The organism is Allofournierella massiliensis (genome assembly GCF_964241245.1).
Classification (GTDB): Bacteria; Bacillota; Clostridia; order Oscillospirales; family Ruminococcaceae; genus Allofournierella; species Allofournierella massiliensis.
In genome coordinates this window covers 1-18,467 of the sequence record NZ_CAXSWZ010000043.1, presented here as the reverse complement: position 1 = coordinate 18,467, position 18,467 = coordinate 1, and the positions used below count along the sequence as shown (strand labels likewise).

General features: G+C 50.4%; 21 protein-coding genes and 1 tRNA gene. 8 read left to right on the top strand and 14 right to left on the bottom strand.

Going from position 1 to position 18,467, the window contains the following annotated elements; all coding sequences use genetic code 11:
* Together ACESYO_RS15480 and ACESYO_RS15475 are read left to right on the top strand one after the other, a co-directional pair.
* A partial coding sequence (locus ACESYO_RS15480) for a hypothetical protein (RefSeq protein WP_373210707.1) occupies nt 1-216 on the top strand: 216 nt, incomplete at its 5' end.
* Nucleotides 217-296: 80 nt separating this feature from the next.
* A complete protein-coding gene (locus ACESYO_RS15475; RefSeq protein WP_373210705.1) occupies nt 297-1,958 on the top strand; it encodes a SulP family inorganic anion transporter in 1,662 nt (553 codons plus the stop codon).
* Nucleotides 1,959-1,979: 21 nt separating this feature from the next.
* On the opposite strand, the gene ACESYO_RS15470 is transcribed toward ACESYO_RS15475, so the two are convergent.
* Nucleotides 1,980-2,132 (bottom strand): hypothetical protein, encoded by a 153-nt coding sequence (locus ACESYO_RS15470; protein ID WP_373211318.1) that lies wholly within the window; start codon nt 2,130-2,132, stop codon nt 1,980-1,982.
* Between the two features lie 196 nt (nt 2,133-2,328).
* Here ACESYO_RS15470 and ACESYO_RS15465 point away from each other — a divergent pair, with 196 nt between their 5' ends.
* From ACESYO_RS15465 to pcp, 4 genes are all read left to right on the top strand, one after another.
* Nucleotides 2,329-3,024: a DUF969 domain-containing protein gene (locus ACESYO_RS15465; protein ID WP_373210701.1), complete on the top strand. Its 696-nt coding sequence runs from the start codon at nt 2,329-2,331 to the stop codon at nt 3,022-3,024.
* An 18-nt stretch (nt 3,025-3,042) separates the two neighbouring features.
* Entirely contained in the window at nt 3,043-3,993 is a 951-nt protein-coding gene (locus ACESYO_RS15460) for a DUF979 domain-containing protein (protein WP_373210699.1), read from the top strand.
* 100 nt (nt 3,994-4,093) lie between these two features.
* Nucleotides 4,094-5,083: a M29 family metallopeptidase gene (locus tag ACESYO_RS15455; RefSeq protein ID WP_283129378.1), complete on the top strand. Its 990-nt coding sequence runs from the start codon at nt 4,094-4,096 to the stop codon at nt 5,081-5,083.
* Between the two features lie 20 nt (nt 5,084-5,103).
* The gene (pcp, locus tag ACESYO_RS15450) at nt 5,104-5,748 is read left to right on the top strand and encodes a pyroglutamyl-peptidase I (protein WP_373210697.1); all 645 of its coding nucleotides are present in this window, start codon (nt 5,104-5,106) and stop codon (nt 5,746-5,748) included.
* A gap of 72 nt (nt 5,749-5,820) precedes the next feature.
* On the opposite strand, the gene ACESYO_RS15445 is transcribed toward pcp, so the two are convergent.
* A complete protein-coding gene (locus ACESYO_RS15445) occupies nt 5,821-7,221 on the bottom strand; it encodes a DUF3329 domain-containing protein (protein ID WP_373210695.1) in 1,401 nt (466 codons plus the stop codon).
* A 48-nt stretch (nt 7,222-7,269) separates the two neighbouring features.
* A complete protein-coding gene (locus tag ACESYO_RS15440; protein ID WP_373210693.1) occupies nt 7,270-8,691 on the bottom strand; it encodes a TrkH family potassium uptake protein in 1,422 nt (473 codons plus the stop codon).
* A 440-nt stretch (nt 8,692-9,131) separates the two neighbouring features.
* On the opposite strand from ACESYO_RS15440, the gene ACESYO_RS15435 reads away from it, so the two are divergent.
* Nucleotides 9,132-9,208 (top strand) — tRNA-Arg (locus ACESYO_RS15435).
* A gap of 349 nt (nt 9,209-9,557) precedes the next feature.
* Here the strand turns inward: ACESYO_RS15435 and ACESYO_RS15430 are convergent.
* The 8 genes from ACESYO_RS15430 to ACESYO_RS15395 all read right to left on the bottom strand — a co-directional run bounded on the left by ACESYO_RS15430 (nt 9,558) and on the right by ACESYO_RS15395 (nt 15,956).
* Nucleotides 9,558-10,955 carry a tyrosine-type recombinase/integrase gene (locus tag ACESYO_RS15430; protein ID WP_058965471.1) on the bottom strand — a complete coding sequence of 466 codons (1,398 nt, stop codon included), beginning with the start codon at nt 10,953-10,955 and terminating at the stop codon, nt 9,558-9,560.
* Between the two features lie 2 nt (nt 10,956-10,957).
* The gene (locus ACESYO_RS15425; protein WP_058965472.1) at nt 10,958-11,371 is read right to left on the bottom strand and encodes a helix-turn-helix domain-containing protein; all 414 of its coding nucleotides are present in this window, start codon (nt 11,369-11,371) and stop codon (nt 10,958-10,960) included.
* A 104-nt stretch (nt 11,372-11,475) separates the two neighbouring features.
* Complete coding sequence (locus ACESYO_RS15420; protein ID WP_058965473.1) at nt 11,476-11,703, bottom strand: helix-turn-helix domain-containing protein; 228 nt, start codon at nt 11,701-11,703, stop codon at nt 11,476-11,478.
* 602 nt (nt 11,704-12,305) lie between these two features.
* Nucleotides 12,306-12,737, bottom strand: coding sequence for a sigma-70 RNA polymerase sigma factor region 4 domain-containing protein (locus tag ACESYO_RS15415; protein WP_058965474.1), 432 nt, complete (start codon nt 12,735-12,737; stop codon nt 12,306-12,308).
* A gap of 311 nt (nt 12,738-13,048) precedes the next feature.
* Complete coding sequence (locus ACESYO_RS15410) at nt 13,049-13,231, bottom strand: hypothetical protein (protein ID WP_132587429.1); 183 nt, start codon at nt 13,229-13,231, stop codon at nt 13,049-13,051.
* A 13-nt stretch (nt 13,232-13,244) separates the two neighbouring features.
* Nucleotides 13,245-13,805 carry an accessory gene regulator B family protein gene (locus tag ACESYO_RS15405; RefSeq protein WP_058965475.1) on the bottom strand — a complete coding sequence of 187 codons (561 nt, stop codon included), beginning with the start codon at nt 13,803-13,805 and terminating at the stop codon, nt 13,245-13,247.
* Nucleotides 13,806-13,896: 91 nt separating this feature from the next.
* Nucleotides 13,897-14,586 carry a sensor histidine kinase gene (locus tag ACESYO_RS15400; RefSeq protein WP_373211316.1) on the bottom strand — a complete coding sequence of 230 codons (690 nt, stop codon included), beginning with the start codon at nt 14,584-14,586 and terminating at the stop codon, nt 13,897-13,899.
* Between the two features lie 599 nt (nt 14,587-15,185).
* Entirely contained in the window at nt 15,186-15,956 is a 771-nt protein-coding gene (locus ACESYO_RS15395) for a LytR/AlgR family response regulator transcription factor (protein ID WP_172733329.1), read from the bottom strand.
* A 146-nt stretch (nt 15,957-16,102) separates the two neighbouring features.
* Here ACESYO_RS15395 and ACESYO_RS15390 point away from each other — a divergent pair, with 146 nt between their 5' ends.
* On the top strand, nt 16,103-16,468 hold the full coding sequence (locus tag ACESYO_RS15390) for a helix-turn-helix domain-containing protein (protein WP_294454402.1): 366 nt from the start codon (nt 16,103-16,105) through the stop codon (nt 16,466-16,468).
* Between the two features lie 281 nt (nt 16,469-16,749).
* On the opposite strand, the gene ACESYO_RS15385 is transcribed toward ACESYO_RS15390, so the two are convergent.
* The 3 genes from ACESYO_RS15385 to ACESYO_RS15375 all read right to left on the bottom strand — a co-directional run.
* Nucleotides 16,750-16,998: a hypothetical protein gene (locus tag ACESYO_RS15385; protein ID WP_077138577.1), complete on the bottom strand. Its 249-nt coding sequence runs from the start codon at nt 16,996-16,998 to the stop codon at nt 16,750-16,752.
* Between the two features lie 13 nt (nt 16,999-17,011).
* Complete coding sequence (gene dinB, locus ACESYO_RS15380) at nt 17,012-18,265, bottom strand: DNA polymerase IV (RefSeq protein ID WP_373210687.1); 1,254 nt, start codon at nt 18,263-18,265, stop codon at nt 17,012-17,014.
* Nucleotides 18,228-18,467, bottom strand: a 240-nt coding sequence (locus ACESYO_RS15375; RefSeq protein ID WP_373210685.1) for a hypothetical protein, incomplete at its 5' end; no start/stop codon positions are given. The genes ACESYO_RS15375 and dinB, both read right to left, overlap by 38 nt.

Sequence of the window (18,467 nt, the reverse complement as noted above, 5' to 3'; positions counted from 1 at the left end):
TTCTTTACCAGCATTTTTATCCCCCCACACTATTATACCGCTTTCTTTTCCTCAATACGAGAAAAAGGCCACCTTTCAGTGACCTTTTTCGACAGGCTGAGCCCGCCTTTTTCCGAAAAAGGCGGGCTTTTTTGTGCGCTTTGGGGATTTGGCGGCACACCGGGAAAGAAGCGGACAATTCTGGTTGACAAACCCGGCGGCCGGGTGTATGGTTGAAAACGGCTGCCCGGCTGAACTTGCGGACTTTATTTATTGTATTACCGGGCAGCAAAAACAGAGGAAGGAAAAGAATCAAAATGAAAACCTATCTTGGGGATCTTCGGCGTGAATTCTCCGGCTACAACGGCGCGGCGTTCCTGGCCGACCTGATGGCCGGCCTGACCGTTGCGGCGGTGGCTTTGCCCCTGGCCCTTGCCTTCGGCGTAAGCAGCGGCGCGGACGCGGCCAGCGGCATGATCACCGCCATCGTGGCAGGCATTGTGATTGGCATTCTGGGCGGTGCGTCCTACCAGATCAGCGGCCCCACCGGCGCCATGGCAGCCATTCTCATCGGCATCTCGGCCAAATACGGGGTGCAGGGCGTGCTTACCGCCGGACTGCTCACTGGTGTGATCCTGCTTGTGGCCGCTGTGCTGCGGGTGGGCAAGCTGGTGTCCATCATTCCGGTGCCGGTCATCGCCGGCTTTACCTCCGGCATCGCCATCGTGATTGCACTGGGCCAGGTGGATAACTTCTTCGGCACCGTGAGCGAGGGCGAGAATGCCATCCAGAAGCTGCTCTCCTACGGGCGGCTGGGCTTTGCCCCCAATATGCAGGCGGTGATGTTTGCGGTGCTGGCCATGGCGGTAATGATCCTGTGGCCCAAAAAGCTCACCAAATACCTGCCCGGCTCTCTGGTGGCCATCATCGTGGCGGTGGTGCTGAACTTCGTGCTGAACCCTGTGGCCGAAAGCTCCGCCGTGGCTGAGGTGGGTGTGATTCCCCAGAAGCTCATGACGGCGGACAGCCTGCTGCTCAACGGCATTGATATTTCCACCCTGCCCAACCTGATTGCCCCGGCCATTTCCATTGCGGCGCTGGGCATGATCGAGAGCCTTTTGTGCGGCGCGGCTGCCGGCCGGATGAAGGGCGAGCCCCTGAACTCCACCCGTGAGCTGGTGGCACAGGGCATCGGCAACATCATCATTCCCATTCTGGGCGGCGTGCCCGCCACCGCGGCCATTGCCCGTACCTCCGTTGCCATCAAGAGCGGCGGCCGCACCCGTATGGTCAGCGTGATCCATTCCATCACCCTGATCCTGTCCATGTTCCTGCTGGGCGGCGTGATGGGCCGAATCCCGCTGGCCAGCCTGGCGGGCGTGCTCATGGTTACCGCCTGGCGCATGAACGACTGGCCGGCCATCCGGGAGCTGTTCCGCAAGCGCCTGAAATCCGCTTCCGCCCAGTTCCTGGTGACCATGGTGGCCACCGTTCTGTTCGATCTGGTCATCGCCATTCTGGTGGGCATCGTGGCGGCCATGCTGCTGTTCGTGCTGAAAAGCTGCGATCTGAAGATTGCCGTGAGCGATGTGAAGCGCAAAAACGCTGACGGCACCGATCAGATTCGCACCGACGTGAAGGTGGTCTATCTGACCGGGCCGCTCTTCTTCGGCACCCAGGATCAGCTGACTCAGGCCATGGTCCAGCTGGGCGAGGAGACACACGGCGTGATCTTCTCGGTGCGCGGCGTGCCCTACATCGACGAGAGCGCCATCAGCGAGCTGGAGACCCTGCTGGCGGATCTGCGCGGCCGGGGTATCCGGGTGATGTTCAGCGGCGTGCAGCCCAACGTGAAGCACGAGATGGAGCGCACTGGCTTCGCGGCGGCTCTGGGCGGGGAAAATTTCGCCTGGGATGCCATCGAGGCCATCGAGACCATGGAGCAGCTGCCGCTGGTGGATACCCCGGTGCAGCTCTGATCCAAACAGGCTTTTCATTTTTCATAGAGCAGAGCAGGCGGAGCCGATGGCTCCGCCTGCTTTTTTCTTGCGCCGCTTCGAAAAGAGCGAAAAATGGGCGTTTGTTTGTGAAAAATGGTCAGAATAATCCACTTTACCTTGGCTTTCATGGTTTAAAATGATAAAATTTTTCAAGACCTGAAACATACGCTTTTTGTCGGACAGCTGCCGTTCAGAGCAGCTGACAAAGCGGATGTTCAGGAAAAGATCCCGGCGGAATTTACCGGGTGCAGCTGTTCTGGCCGGAATGGAAATATGCGGCTTTGGCCGGAGGAAGAGCTGTGCACGGGGAAAAGAATCGCATGTGTATCAAAAGGAGGAAACAAAGCAAATGGAACTCATTAAACTGATCGGCGTCGTGATCGTGATCGCGGGCTTCGCGCTGAAGCTGGATTCGATCCTGATCATCTTCCTGGCAGCGGTATCCACCGCGCTGGTGAGCGGTCTGGGCGTGGGCGGCCTGCTGGAGCAGCTGGGCGTCAACTTCGTGGCCAACCGCTCCATGGCCATCTTCATCATGATTCTGCTCATCACCGGCGTGCTGGAACGCAACGGCCTGCGGGAAGCAGCGGCCGACCTGATGCGGAAGGTCAAGAGCGCCACCGCAGGCAAGCTGGTCTGCGCATACGGTGTGCTGCGCGGCTTCTTCGGTGCCTTCAACGTGGGCTTCGGCGGCGTTGCGGGCTTCGTTCGCCCGGTGCTGCTGCCCATGGCGGAGGGCGCCATCAAGAACCAGGGCCACGAACCCAAGGAAGAGCACATGGAGGATGTGAAGGGCATGGCTTCCGCCATGGAGAACATTGCCTGGTTCTTCTGCCAGGTGCTGTTTGTGGGCGGTTCCGGCGGTATCCTGGTGCAGACTACCCTGCAGTCTCTGGGCTATGAGGTCGAGCTGGTGGATCTGGCTGTGACCGAGCTGCCCGTTGCCATCATCGCCATTGTTCTTGCCAGCGTTCTGTTCATCATGAAGGACAAGAAACTGACCAGGAAGTATTATGGGGATCAGAGCACCAAGGCGAAGAAGTAAATGGGGAGGAACACTAGGATGATTGACATGAAATTTTTGCAGGTCCCGGCAATGTTCAACACCGTGATGCTGGACGTGGTCTGGATTATCGTTGGCCTGATCGCTTTTTACGCAGGTATCAAAAACCTGATGGACAAGGAAAACCCCTCCCGCATCGGCACCGCCATTTTCTGGTGCTCCTTCGGCGTGGTTACCGCTCTGGGCAGCTGGCTGCCCCCCAAGGTTTCCGGCGCGCTGGTCATTGTGATGTGCATGCTCGCCATCTTCAAGAAGGTGAAGGTGGGCCGCGTGAACGCCCCCACCAAGGAATATACCAAGGCCCAGTACAGCAAAATCGGCATGAAGATTTTTGTGCCCGCCCTGACCGTGGCGGTGATGTCGCTGTTCTTCGCACTGTTCTCCAACGTGAGCTCCATGGTGGGCATCACCATCGGTGTGGCCATCTCCATGGTGCTGCTGATGGTGTACTCCCGAGACAACAAGCCCAAGGTATTTCTGGATGATTCCGAGCGGTTCCTGTCTCTGATGGGCCCCCTGTGCATGCTGCCCCAGCTGCTGGGCTGCCTGGGCGGTGTGTTCACCGCCGCCGGCGTGGGCGACGTGGTGGCCGGTCTGGTAGGCAACGTGGTGCCCGAGGGCAATGTGAACCTGGGCATCGTGGTTTACGCCATCGGCATGATGCTGTTTACCATGATCATGGGCAACGCCTACGCAGCCATCACCGTGATGACCGTGGGCATCGGCGGCCCCTTCGTGCTGGCTTATGGCGCCAATCCGGTGGTCATCGGTATGCTGGCGCTGACCTGCGGCTTCTGCGGTACCCTGTGCACCCCCATGGCTGCAAACTTCAACATCGTTCCCGTGGCCATTCTGGATATGAAGGACCGCTGGGGCGTTATCAAGAATCAGGTGCTGGTGGCCATCATCATGATCACCATCCAGATCTGCTTCATGATCGCGTTCAAGTAATCCCAAAAGACCGAAAGCCTGGCGAGGAAAGCACAGCGTTTTCCCGCCGGGCTTTGCGGCGCTTTGTTGCAAAATTTCATTACAAAGGAATGTTCTCATCATGCGCAAAATGGAACGGGGCGAGTCCATCATTATCCATAAATGGGTTCGGCTCAAGCCCTGGGATCGGCTGCTGATTGTGACCAGCAAGGAGTATGAGCAGGAGGCCAAGGCACTGCGACGGCAGGCCAGCACCGTTACCCGGTCGGTATCGGTGCTGCTGGTGGAAAACAAGGGCATGCATGTGGGGATGTTTTTTGACGACAACGAGGAGATCTTTGACCCCTATACCACCATCATCGCCGCCACCGAGTATTCGCTGGTCACCACCAAGGCGGCCAAGCGGGCCATCCGCAGGCACAAGAAGTTTTTGTCGCTGCCGCTTTCCACCAACGACGGCCGCTCCATGCTGCGCTATGATTTTCTGATGATGGATACCAAAAAGAGCCGCATGCTCTCCAAGGTTATCATGAAATACCTGAAAAATTCCAACCGGATTCGTATTACCACCCCGGCGGGCACCGATCTCACGGTGGAAAAGCGGGGCAGAGAGCCGGGCTTTTTCAATGGCGTGTTAAAGGACAGCAAGGACTATTCCTCCGCCAGCATCGAGGTGTATGTACCCATTGAGGAAACCCGTACCAGCGGAGTGATGGTGGTGGATGGTTCGCTGGGTTACATCGGCCGGGCCCAGGACCCGGTGCGGGTACGCTTTGAGGCCGGGCGGATCGTGGAGATCGAGGACAACCCCACCGGCAACCGGCTGAAGGCATATATGGAGCAGTATCAGGATCCGCGCATCTTCATTGCCGGGGAGCTGGGCATCGGCCTGAATTCCCTTTCCAAATGCGAGGGAAACTGTTATATTGAAGATGAATCCGCCTATGGTACCTTTCACATCGGCCTGGGGCGGAACATCGCGCTGGGCGGTGTGCAGAACGCCAAGGGGCACTTTGATCTGGTGGCCCACAGCCCCAGCATCTACACCGATAACCGGCAGATCATGCAGGAAGGCAAGATCATCGTGCCGGAACCTGATTTTATCTATTGACACAAAGGAGTGCTGAACAAATGAAAGTACTGGTAACAGGTTTTGATCCCTTTGGCGGCGAGGCTGTAAACCCCGCGTTCGAGGCTGTGAAGCTGCTGCCCGATCAGATTGCGGGCGCTCAGATCATCAAGCTGGAAATTCCCACCGTGTTCACCCGCAGCGCCAGGGTGGTGGAGCAGGCAATGGAGGAGCATAAGCCGGACATCGTGATTGATGTGGGCCAGGCCGGCGGCCGATCCTGCATGACTGTGGAGAAGGTGGCCATCAACCTGGCGGAGGCCCGCATCCCGGATAACGACGGTGAACAGCCCTTCGACGAGCCCCTGCGCGCCGATGGCGAAACCGCTTACTTTGCCACCGTGCCGGTGAAGGCCATGGTGGAGAATATGCGCAAGCATGGCATACCCGCTCACATTTCCTATACCGCGGGCACCTATGTGTGCAACAGCATCATGTACAACGTGCTGTATCTGGCAGCAAAGAAGTTCCCCGGCGTGCGTGCAGGCTTCATCCATGTGCCCTACGAGAACGGGCAGGTGGTGAACAAGCCCAACGGCACCCCCTTCATGCCGCTGGATCTGATTGCCAAAGGGCTGGAATATGCCATCGAGGCGGCGGTGCAGAACACCGAGGACGCCAAGGTCACCATGGGGGAGACCCACTGATTCGATCAAACAAAAGAACCCCTGAAGCCATCGGCTTCAGGGGTTCTTTTTGGATTCAGGAGAAAAGAAGCATCAGCTTTCCTCCGGCAGGTCGGTTTCCAGCGCGTTGTTGGTGCGGCCAGGGAAGGGATAGGTGCGGGCCTCATTGGCCGACAGACTTTCCAGCCCATAATAGCGGGCCATGTCCGCGCAGACCCAGTCCTCCGGATCGGTGCGCAGATCCGGCAGGCCGTAGCCGGAGCACCAGCGGGTATAGCATTCGATGGAATAGCTGACCACCTGCGTCTGGCCCTGCTGCTTCAGGCTCAGCAGCTCCGCTTCCCGGGTGCGGTGCATCATCCAGAAGCTGGCGATGTCATAACTCGCCCACAAAAGCTGGAAGCAGGCTACCAGCGCAAGCCCGGCGGCAGCACCGCCCAGCACGCCGCGCAGCAGGCTGCGGTCCAGCCCGGCCAGCGCAGCCGCACAGGCCGCGGTGAGAAATACAAACACGCCGTGGGTGGAGCGCTCGTAATACACCGGCGAAAGAATCATGGCAAAATTGGCGCCAAGCCCTGCCGCCAGCAGCGCCAGCGGAAGGAACAGTGCCTGCGGGGCGGGCTTTTGCAGCCACAGCAGCCAGAACAGTACCGCGAAGATCACAAGAAGGGGCAGGCCGTGGTCCCACAGCATGTTCAGTGCGGTGAGAAAACGGGTGGCCAGAATGGTCACCGGGCCGCGGGGGTCCGGTGCGGCGTCCTGCCGCTGGTAATTGCCCGGCGCCAGAATCAGGAGCGCAAAGCCCAACAGTCCGCCTGCAAGGCCGGTGAACATCCACAGCGGAGCTTTCCGCTCCCGGAACAGCTGCCAGAAGAGCGCCAGCACCATCAGCACCAGCAGACCGGCGCTGGTGTTCTCGCTGCTCCAGCCGCCCACCAGCCCCGCCACAAAGCAGGCGGGAGCCAGCCAGGGCCGACGGCGCAGCGGGCTGTGCAGCTGCAGCACAAAGGGCAGCCCGGCAGCCAGACAGAAAAAGCTGGCCCACAGGTAGTTGAAGGAGCCGCACATCCACAGATTGGTCTGGCCGAATACCGGCGAGACCATCCAGAAGCTCAGGAAAATGAACAGCAGCAGCTGGGGATCGGCGGGGGCTCGGCGCCCCTTTGCCGCCAGATAGACCATAAGCGCCAGCCCTACATAAACCAGTGTATTGCACACATTGAACAGCAGCTTTGGCTGGATGGTGAACCACTGATCCAGACTCTTGATGAGGAACCGTCCGCTCCAGGTCATGTAGTGCCAGGTCTGGCTTTGCAGAACGTCCCACAGGCCGGTGAGCCGTTCGCCGGTGCGGTAACTGAAGGCGAAGGTGAAGTCATCGGCCACAAAGGGGGTCAGACAGTTGAAGAGCAGCATCACCGCCGCAGCCGCGGCCACCAGCAGCCAGAAGAGGGTTCGGCTGGCGGGCGGAAAGGAAAAACGGGATCGACGCAAAAAAGCCCTCCTTTTCGATTCGCAAAAACAACGGAACAAACGCACCGATCAGCCCACGCTGATCTTGCCTTCGGGCAGAATATCGAACTTGCCCTGCTCCCGGCGCTGGCTGGCAAGACTGATGGCCAGAGAGACCGGGCCCACACGGCCGATGAACATGGTGATCATAGTGATGATCAGCGCAAGGGGATGCATCTGACCGGTCACGCCCACCGAGCAGCCCACCGTGCCGAAGGCGCTGACCACCTCATACAGGCAGTCCAGCGGGCTGATGACCTCGCCGCAGTTGAAAAAGACCACCAGAGTGACAAAGATTACCACACCCAGGCTCAGCATGGCGATGCTCAACGCCTGGTAAACAGTTTTCTTGTCAATGCGGCGGCGGAAGATCTGGGCGTCCTCCCGGCCGGTGACCACGCTGGCCACCGTGACCAGAATTACGCTGAAGGTGGTCACCTTGATACCGCCGCCGGTGCCGCCGGGGGCCGCACCGATGAACATGAGCACGCAGAGCATGCACTTGGTGATGGAACTCATGGAGGCCAGATCAATCGTGTTAAAGCCCGCGGTTCGGGCGCTGATGGACTGGAACATGCTGTTCACGATCTTGTCGCCTGCAGTCATGCCGCCCAGGGTGGCCGGGTTGTTCCATTCCAGGAAGGCGAAGCCCACGGTGCCGCCCACGATCAGCAGGATGGTGCAGAACAGAACCACCTTGGTGTGGATGGACAGATGGTGGGTTTTGCGCCACTGGCCCAGGTCGTGCCAGACCAGAAAGCCCAGGCCGCCGGCAACGATCAGGAACATGATAATGCCCTGTACATACCAGTCGGAGGCGTAGCCCATCAGGCTCACGTAGCTCTGGGTGCGGCCCAGAATGTCGAAACCGGCGTTGCAGAAGGCGGAGATGGACAGAAAGATTGAGATAAAGATGCCTTCGGCGCCGTACTCCGGAACAAAGACGGGCAGCAGCAGCAAAAAGCCAAGACCTTCAAAGAAGGCGGCCAGTTTCATGACCACCAGCAAAAGACCCCGGGCCTCGGCCACGTTGGAGGTGCCGATGGATTCGCTGGCGAGCTTCATGGAGCGGAAGCCCACCCGCCGGCGCAAAGCCAGCGTGAAGAAGCTGGCCAGCGTAACAAGGCTCAGACCGCCGATCTGGATCAGACAGATTACCACGGTCTGGCCGAACAGAGTGAAGCCCTGGTAGGTGTCCAGCACCACAAGGCCGGTCACACAGGTGGCACTGGTGGCGGTGAAGAAGGCCTGCACCGGCGTAATGCCGTTACGGGTGGCGAAGGGCAGCATGAGCAGCAGCGCACCGGTCACAATCACCACCAGAAAGCTGGAAACGATCAGCCGGGTGGGGGAAAGACTTTCCAGCCGGCGGCGTTTTTTGGGGGGCGGAGCGGTCCGGCTGATCAACCGGCCCAGCTGCGATGTTTGAAAGGAACTGGAATCCTGTTCCACGTTGGTTTTCCTCCTCACAAGCAAACGGCGCCGCTGTCAGGGCGCACGAACGCAATTCTACTTTGTTCTTATAATATACACGTTTGCAGACGGTATTTCAACTTGATTTTGCCCATCCGGCCTGATATAATAACAAAGTATGCACAGCCTTGATGAAAGGTCTGGTTCCAAGCCCGTTCCGGCTGCCTGACAGGAGCTTGAACAGGGCAAGCGGCTGTCACCAACCGGGCCCCAATGAAAAGAATGGTGGACTCGCGGTTCCCATGGGGATAACGCTCCTCCTAAGCGGCAGTTCGTTCGAATCCTGTGGAGCCTGAAAATTGAATATTTGTTGTATAAGCCCCCGTACCTCACCGGGATAGAGGGTCCGCCTCCTAAGGTTGTGCTCAACCAATCAACTCCGCGCCAAAAGTGATTGTTCCAAGTTCAATTTCATATAAGTCTTTGTAGCTCAGCAGGATAGAGCATTCGCCTCCTAAGCGAAAGGCCGTGGGTTCGAATCCCGCCAAGGACACCAGGTTCAATGCCGAAAACCCCTGATAAATCAAGGGTTTTCGGCATTTTCCTTTTTTCGCTATTTTGAAAAAATGGAAGAAAAATCCAGCTTGCTAACGGCGTGAAGGTGGCTTGCTAACGGAATTTTTGAATTTGCAAAGAAAGTTGACCGTTCCTTGTTTGAATTTTCTTCAGACGGGTCTGCTAACACAATTAGCAGGAAAGAGCAAAATTTGCTAACGAAATCAGGTATCTTGCTAACACGGCCTAAAACCCTTGCAAAAAGTCTGCTAACAGAAAAGGTGATTGGTCAATGTATCATGTGGTGAAAAATAAGAAAACCCCTCATAAATATGAGAGGTTTTCGCAGCTCATAATGCGCTGACCAGTTGCTTTAAGAGTGCGGCGGTTTCTGGGTTTTTCAGCAGTTCTAGAATTTTGGCTGTGTCGCTCATGGAATCTTCCTCTTTTTGTTTGATGGCTGGTTGCTCCGGCGTAACGGAAGCAGCAGCGGGAGAAGATTGCTTAGGAGCATAAAAGGCAGCTTCGAATCGTTGGGCGTTCAGGCAGCGATCTTCGTCAATAATGTGGGAATACACATCCGCGACCATCTTCATTTGTGCGTGGCCTGAGTCACCCTGTACAGACTTCATATCACCGCCGTTCAATTTCAGTTTGTAGGTGATACTGGAATGACGAAGGGAATGAAAGACTACATGAGGAAGACCATGATCTTCAATCAACTTACTGAATGCCCGGTTGATGATCTGACTTTCCATGGGGCGTCCGTTGCTGGAGCAAAAGACTAAATCATTATCGATGTACTCGTCGCCGAACAGATCCATCAGTTCGGCGATTTCTTCTTTACGCTTCACAAGCATCTGGGCAACTGTCTGGGGAAGATAGACGCGCCGGATACTTGTTTTGGTTTTCGGCTCTTTCAGAACCAGAGCGGTATGGGTACTGGCAATACAGGGAGGAAACTTTCGTACTACGCCTTTGTCACTTAAATCGTCCAGAGCGCCACGGGTGACACGCTGAAGTTCTTTATTAATGAAGATACTGGCGTTTCCAGCCTCAATGCTTTGCGGAGAGATGTCCACACAGTCCCAAGTCAGCCCAAGCAATTCGCCCATCCGCAGAGAACAGGAGAACGCCAGATTGATGGCCAATGAAAGAATGGGGTCATCACATACCTCGAGAGCTTTTGCAAGCATATCCGGACTCCAAATCTCTCGTTTTTTATACTCTGCTTTTGGAAGAGTTGCATTCAGAACCGGATTGCGTGGGATCATTTCCCAACGCACCGCCTGATTGAATGCGTTACGCAGCAGCTTGTGAATCTCACGAACAGTGTGTGCAGAAAGATATTCACTTGTGGGCTTTCTGTTGTTGATAGAAACGGATTTCACATTCAGCAGGTCACGGTAGTATTTGTCCATCATTCGTGGGGTGATGTCTGCCAAACAAAGATCACCGATGATTGGAATGATGTAATTTCGCATCAGACCTTTCCGGCTTTCGTATGTAGACATAGCCCAGGTGTTTACTCCATAAATGGACATATACTCGTTGAGAAGATCTGCCAGAGTTTTTGCGGTGGGAACGATAAAGTTTCCGGTTTCCTGCTCATATTCGATTTGAGTTTTCCTCTTTTTAGCCTCTGCGCTGGTGTCAAAGGTTTCCCAGCGCTGCCGTCGCTTGCCATGTTCGTCAATGTAGGCGTACACCACTGAATACTTGCTTTTACGTTTTACAATGGATGCCATGATTACTCTCTCCGTTCAGAACATTTCTTATAGCGGTCCTGACTGTCGTACCAGCATTCAAAACTGTCTCGCATTACCCGGATACGACGATCAATAATCGTGGTTTCCAGATGTACCCGTTTGACCAGTTCGTAAGCCGTTGCAGAATGAATACCTAGCATCTCAGCAAGCTCCGGGACAGAAAGGGTGGTGTCTCTCCATTTGGTACCAGGTGGAGTTCCGTCTACCTTTTTATAATGGAACTGTCCAGAGTACCAATCTTCGAAACTGTCCAGCATGACACGCATTCGACCGGCAACCTGTATGGTAGTGAAATAGTTTTTCTTGACCAGCCAGTAGGATTCTACCTTTTTCAGGCCAAGCATTTTGCCCATTTCACGAACCGAAACACTTTTCTTTGTTTTAGTGGTTTCCATTTTGCTCCTCCTCTTACGGTTGATGGGTGTTTTGCGTGATCCAATTGTAAGAGAAGTGCGGAGAAAAAGTAAGGATGCCGATAACCGAATCGACACCCTTGACATCATACGGCATTTTGATCCAGCCATTCATCAAAGCTCTTTTTGGAAATACGGATGTGACCGCCGACTCGCACACTGCGGAAAAGCTCCTGCTTTACCAAATTGTATGCAGTGGGGCGACTCACACCCAGAATATCCTGAATTTCATCAACGGTGTAGGTTCGCTTTTCAAAGCAGACGGGATTTTGCTCGTTGATACGGTTCAATTCCGCAATTCGTTCTTGAAACATGAAACAGACTCCTTGTTAGTTTATGGGGCTGATAATGAAGGTAATAGATCAGCTCAAACAGGGAAATCGTGCGATATGATTTGCAGATAATAATGTTATTGGTAGTTCGAATGCAACTATCAATGCGCTTGATTCCACATAGGCGGCGACCACCGCAAACTGGTGATCGCCTGATATCTGGAATCAAGAGTCCAGATAAATGTTCATTGAAAAATGAACTCATTGACCGGGCCGTTGGCTGACCCCTCTTCCTGCCCAGCCGGAGGCAGTCCCGCCACATTCTTGCGATAGTGCTGCGGGGAGTATCATAATACGCTGCCCTTTCTTTGCATCAGGTGGGGTGCCATGCCACCCTGACAGCCACTGGGAATCGCTCACCAAAAAAGGGTTATGGCGTCAGTGCTGTCCGTGCTTGCCGTCGCTCCGTGGGTTGCGGCAAGGCAGGTTCTATGTCAGTCAATGAAGAAAAATATTCAGTTTTCAAGGTTCCCGGAGAGGGGGGGTAAAAAAGTCCTCTCATAATATAAGGACATTTTTTGGCCATTCGTAGGGTAGGAAAAGTAAAAAAATAGAAAATATTTGAAATTTGACGCAAAACAGTATCAGATATACGAGTTGGCCACAAGAATTTTAGAGATTGTTCTTAAAGCCTGTTCGATGCTGTCTTGTATAGATGCTTTTGAAATACCCTCCGCATGGGCGATTTCAGAAATACTCATACGCTGGAATAGGTGTGCGGATAGCCTTCGATATTGCTTTTCAGACAAGTGTTCCATTGCCTGATAAAGTGCCATTCGAAGGTGCTTTTGTTCGTAAAGCACCATAGGAGAGGGCTCCGATCCAAGAATGTGGGACTCCAAACTGGGATCTGCATCCAACGAATAATATGCTTTGTTTCGCTTTTTCTTTTTATAATATGCTTTTTCTGTGTTTTCTGATTTGCGAAAGACCTCTGCAATATCATCAGAAACAGTGATGTAGAAATCATTGGGATAGATAGAAGGATAATATTCGCGAAGATTAATGTTTTTCATAAAAAGACCTCCAGAGTCAAAAATCCGTTCAAACTTGGCGTAATATTTGATTCTGGAGGCCCACGAGGAAATAAAAAAAGGCGGAATAGCCTGAACCAGTTGAACGGTTCAATGACTATTCCGCCACCAGGAAATGAAAAAGAAAGTTGTTCACTATGTAGGAAAAAATGCAAATTCTACAGATTTATTTGAAAATTGATATAAATAAAAAGCCCACTATTGTAGAAAACTTAATTTCAACAATAGTGGGCTTTTAAAGTGGAAAAATCGCTAATTTTCAAAAATTGAATATCAGGATGATGAATGTATACTCAGCTGTTTTTAGGATCGATTTTATCGATAGGGGGGGTCTTTAAAAGCGGTGCGTCCGGCCGATGCGGTTGATATGCCCAGACATGAGGGCAGGATGCATACTTGTTGGACTCGTGTTCAATCGATTTTTGAACGAGTGACTTCAGAATAGTGTGTACGGTCTTTTTTGTGCTGTTTTTCATATAAAATTCCTCCTCATTGGATTCCAAATCCAAGGTTTGCGATAACTAAAAGAAATGCGACTACATTGAGAGACATAATGAGACATCTACCCAAAATTGGAAAAGTGAATAATATTATGAAGGTTACCAGACAAAATATAACCAGTGAAACATGCATTTTGTTGCGAGCTATTATCATTTCTTCTTCAGTAAAATGGATTTGACTGTTGTTAAATGGACCTAAATAAAGAATGATAAAAATAGAACAGAAAAAGGTAAGATATGCAATAACGTTGTCAAAATAATAGAATAAAAATAGGGATGAAAGTTCCAAAAGAGTAGATGTCATAAAACATCCGATAAAAGTTTTGGAATGGAATCCATTTATTCTAGGACGTAAATATAGCATGCCAATATTTAGAGTGATGACAACCTCAATTGGAGCAATAAAGCATCCTATCAAAATTAAAATGGGCAAGGAAAAGAGAGTTGTTAACCGGCTTTCTAGGATATAGGTGAACCATTCGCTTTGATAAGGTTCGATCAATCCAATCCGGAGAAAGTAGTTTGTAATCTTATTTGCGGCGGTTTGCATCCCATAATCACCCCACCCACACACTTTTTACTAATCATATAGGAAAATGAGTGAGAAATACTCATTTTTGCATCAAAAAACGAGTATAATGTTATGAAAGAGGGGTGTTTTGAATCTCAGCATAGGCTAAGAACCATCCGTTTTGATAATCTAAGCCAAAGTATGAATCGTATTTGTTAAGAGTAGACCGTACATTTTGCAAACCATAACCGTGCAAAAGAGTATTTGGTTTTGTGGTAATAACCATGTTATCGCAGACTTGTACAGTTTCAGAACGGTTGCGAATTGAAAAGAAAAACGCGTCTTCTAGAAGAGCTTTCACGTGAATTTGACGCTCCTGGATAGGGAGTTTCTCACAGGCCTCGATGGCATTATCCATTAAATTACTAATAATCACAGTAAGGTCTACCGCATCAATTAGAAGAGGAGAAAGATCATTTACAGTGAATTGAACATCAATGTTATGTTTTTTGGCAATCAACGCTTTTTGGTTCAAAATTGCATCCATTGCAGAATTGTGAGTGTTTACAAGAAGAATACGTTCTGTTTGTTCTGCACGTAGTTGAGTGATATAGTTAGCCGCTTCCTGAAAAGACTTGTTTTCCAGTAAAGAATCCAACATTTCCAGATGAGCACGAAAATCATGTGTTAGTTTACGTTGTGCTGTATTTGATAGGCTGAGTGCTTCAATGCCTTCAGACTGCACTTTGATTTGTGCATGAAGCAATAGAGATTCTTCTCGAAAGTGAGAAGTTCTTTCAATCCAACTGACCAGTAACAAAGAAGCGATGTTTACTATAGTGATAAATGCAGCACATACAGAAAGCGGGACACACTCGATTTGATCATGTTGAAAGCATGAGTTTAGGTAAAATTCCATCATAATACAGACAAAAGACAGAACAGTGGGAATAGAGTACCAATTCCAATTAGTGGTTTCGGTACACTTGAGCTTTCTCGATCGATGGAATGCGAAACAAAAAATAAGTGGCAATCCGTGAGAAAGCGTACCTAGGAGAAGGTACACAATAAAGTGGGATTGTAAAGTTGAATAGTGCCAACCGCTGAACGCCAAAAAACTTGTGAAAACAAGATTATCGATGGTACATCCAATGGAGTAAACAATTATAGAGAAAAAAACAGAGTAAGCTTTGGAAGTTATATGTAAAAACGAGTTTATAAGTGCGAAAATGAGAATACTTACGATAGGAGTATATGTGGATGGGGAAAATGTTAACAGAATAGTGCCAGCAATTGTGAAGATAGGAAATAGTAAAAACCGCCGGAAACTATGGCTCCTTTTTGGGAAAAAAGAATCGAAGAATAAATGTGAATAGAGAAGATCGATTGATAACCATAGGGCAGTAAGAAGAAGTGTGTTCATTGTTGAGCCTTCCAATTCATGTATCGGAGTTTGATTTCGGAGAACTTCTTTTGGCTTACCGGTAGGATTGTATCGTCCGATAGCTGCGCTCTGTCATAGTTTAGCTTTTTGATATGTTGCATATTGACGAGATAACTTTTGTGAATTCGAAGAAATCCAGCTGGAGATAGTTCTTTTTCCATTTCTTCCATAGTTGCATAGAAGTATTCGTTGATCCGTTCAGGGTGACGAGTATGAAGATGAATAATACGTAGGTGACTCTCAAGATAGACGATATTTTCGTATTGTACAACGTAATCTTCACCGCTAGCTGTGAATTTGAGAGCATTTCCTTTTTGTGCAAATTGCATCATTGCTTCTTTAAAGTAAATGGGAAGTTTTTCTGAAAGGCTTTCTTTTAGAAGATAACGAAAGGCGTTTACCTCATAACCTTCGAGGCTGAACTCTACATAGTGTGTTACAAAAATCAACAAGGAGTTCAATTGTAAATTACGTACGCGGCGCGCAATTGAAAGCCCACTATATTGTCCCATGTCAATATCGAGAAACATAATATTAAACTCAGAAAGCATTTTGTCGTTCAATTGACTAGGGTCAGAGCAACCGGTGATAGAAATGTTACTAGTTCCGTATTTTGGCTGGCGATTAATCAATTCTACCAATTGATTCACAAAGGTCGGATCATCATCGCAAACTAATATTTTTACAGTCATAGTTCGTACTCCTACTTCTTTTAAGATCAGACGAGTTTTTACATCTGTGTTCAAAATAGGTCTTCCTTTCAAAATTGTCAATAAATATGACCAGAATAACACCATGAGTGTTATTTGATTATAATACTTCACTTAAAGTGGATAATCAACAATTATTATGAAAGAAATCGAAAATTTGAGATATGGGGTAAAGGCTTAGGATGACGCAGCATTATTTCGGACACCGTATTCAGCAATTGCGGAAATCGAAAGGGTGGTCACAGGCTGATTTGGCAAAGAGATTAGGAAAGAAGGCTTCCTCTATTAGCAGTTATGAAACTGATGCCAAAGCAATTCCGGTTGATACACTAATTCTTTTAGCAGAATTATGGGACGTGACAATCGATGAATTGATTTATGGGGAAAATGTGGAAATTCTGTCCGTTAAGAGCCTTTCTCCAGAGGAAAAGCAACTTGTTTCGGAATTAATTCAAAACTTTGCGGCTAAATCTGGAAGTAAAGCAAGCACAAAAGTTGAAAATCTGGAATTGTTGCTTAGAATTGCACAAGCAATGGGGTTACCATGAATGTGAGTTTGTCAAAGACTCTTGGTCGACTATACCCCCATTGAGTCGTTACAGATTGTGTTGTCACCATAAAAAGTCTACGTATAGAAATATTTAGTTTAGCGGGAATGGCACAAATTGAGCAGTGCCATTCCCGCTTTTTAGGTTCGAGGCAGCAGTGGAATAGAAAACAAAGAGCAACACCAATTGCATATGGTGTTGCTCTTCACGAACTTCTAAATTATCATTCCCGGTGTCGTTTGCTTGTGTGTTATTTTTACATCTGTAAAAGATTAAATACACTATTGGGCGAACGCTTCCACAAACCATTTTCCTTTTTCAAACCATAGGTAGCGCTCCTTACCATGGATCAAGCAGGTATAGCGATCGCCAACTCCGCCCACATCTGCGGCTCTTCGGCATACATCTTTGACCCGATCGATTTCATAAATGTGCTCCGCATCAAAAACAATCTGAAGAGGACGGAGCCGCCCATCTTCTGAAAAGCGAACATCGACTGTCACATATTTCTTTTCTCTCTCTCGTTTCATTCAGTGTCTCTCTCTACCCGGAACAGAAGTAGCCTACAGGATGAATTGTATGTTCAGTAGGATTAACTCTTCCGAGTTTGTGATCCGTATACACAATTGCACGCTGCAGGCTTGTATATCCATACCGATCCCGTATGACATCCACGGCGTGGTCCAAACGCTCATGACGTTCGCGGTTTTCTTCGTTAGAGAGCAAAGAGAGCTGTATAGCAGAATCTGCAGAAACCAGATTTGAACCACGCACACCGATGCTGCGCAATGGCTTTGCCCAGGAATAACTGGCCTTGAACAAAGCGAAAGCGGCTTGGGCGATTTCCATGCTGTAGCAGGTGGGCGTTTCCAGTTTTCGCTGCCGGATAAAACTGCAAAGATCTTTATCGCGAACAGAGATTTCGACAACGGTACATTTCATTGCCAGTTCTCGCATTCGGGATGCAACGCTCTCAGACAGGATCACGAGCATAAGCCAAACATCCTCATCACTCAGTAGGTCGCGCGGTGTTGTGGCTGAATTGCCAATGCTCTTTACAGCAGCATGCCACCCTTGTTTGGCAACTGGAGTTTGATCGGTTCCGCGGGCAAAGCTGGAGAGGATATATCCCATTTTGCCAAACCATCCGGCCAATATGTCGGGATTTGTTTTTGCCAACTCTCCAATTGTGCGGATACCATACCAATGAAGTTTGTTCTTTGTGGCGGTTCCCACATACAGCAGATCCTCAACCGGAAGAGGATAGGCAATCTCTTCATAATTGTCAGCCTCAATTCTGGTTATGGCGTCAGGTTTCTTGTAGTCACTGCCGAGTTTTGCACTAATTTTGTTATTTGCCACACCGATGGAAACCGTGATGCCCAACTCTTTCTTGACCTTACGGCTGATTTCTTTGGCAATGCTCATTCCATTTCCGAACAGGCCGCAGCTCCCCGTAACATCCAGCCAACTTTCATCAAGGCCAAAGGGTTCAACCTGATCAGTGTAATACTCAAAAATTTCTCGTACAAAACCACTGTAGCGTACATACTCGCTATAATGCGGGGGAACAACAATCAAGTCTTCACATCGCTGCTTAGCCTGCCATATAGCCATCCCGGTTTTGACACCCATTTTTTTGGCCGGATAGCTTGCGGTGAGTACGATGCCATGCCGTGCCTCGGGATCACCACACACAGCAATTCGCTTGCCGCGATACTCAGGGTGCTCCTGTGCCTCTACCGAAGCATAGAAGCAATTACAGTCGCAATGAAGTATTTGTCTCAGCTGCACCAAACTCACCTCCCTGCAGTTTCATTATAAATCTACAAAACAGATAAATCAATGGCATAAAATGATTGTTTTGTAGATTTTTTGAAGAAGCAGCCTTGTCAGCATTATCAGAAAGCTGTATAATGTCATTGAGGGTGCGCCAGTTCGGTGCAGGTAATACAGTCTGGTGAAAGACCAGACCCGGCAAAGCGTAGCGAGCAGCCGG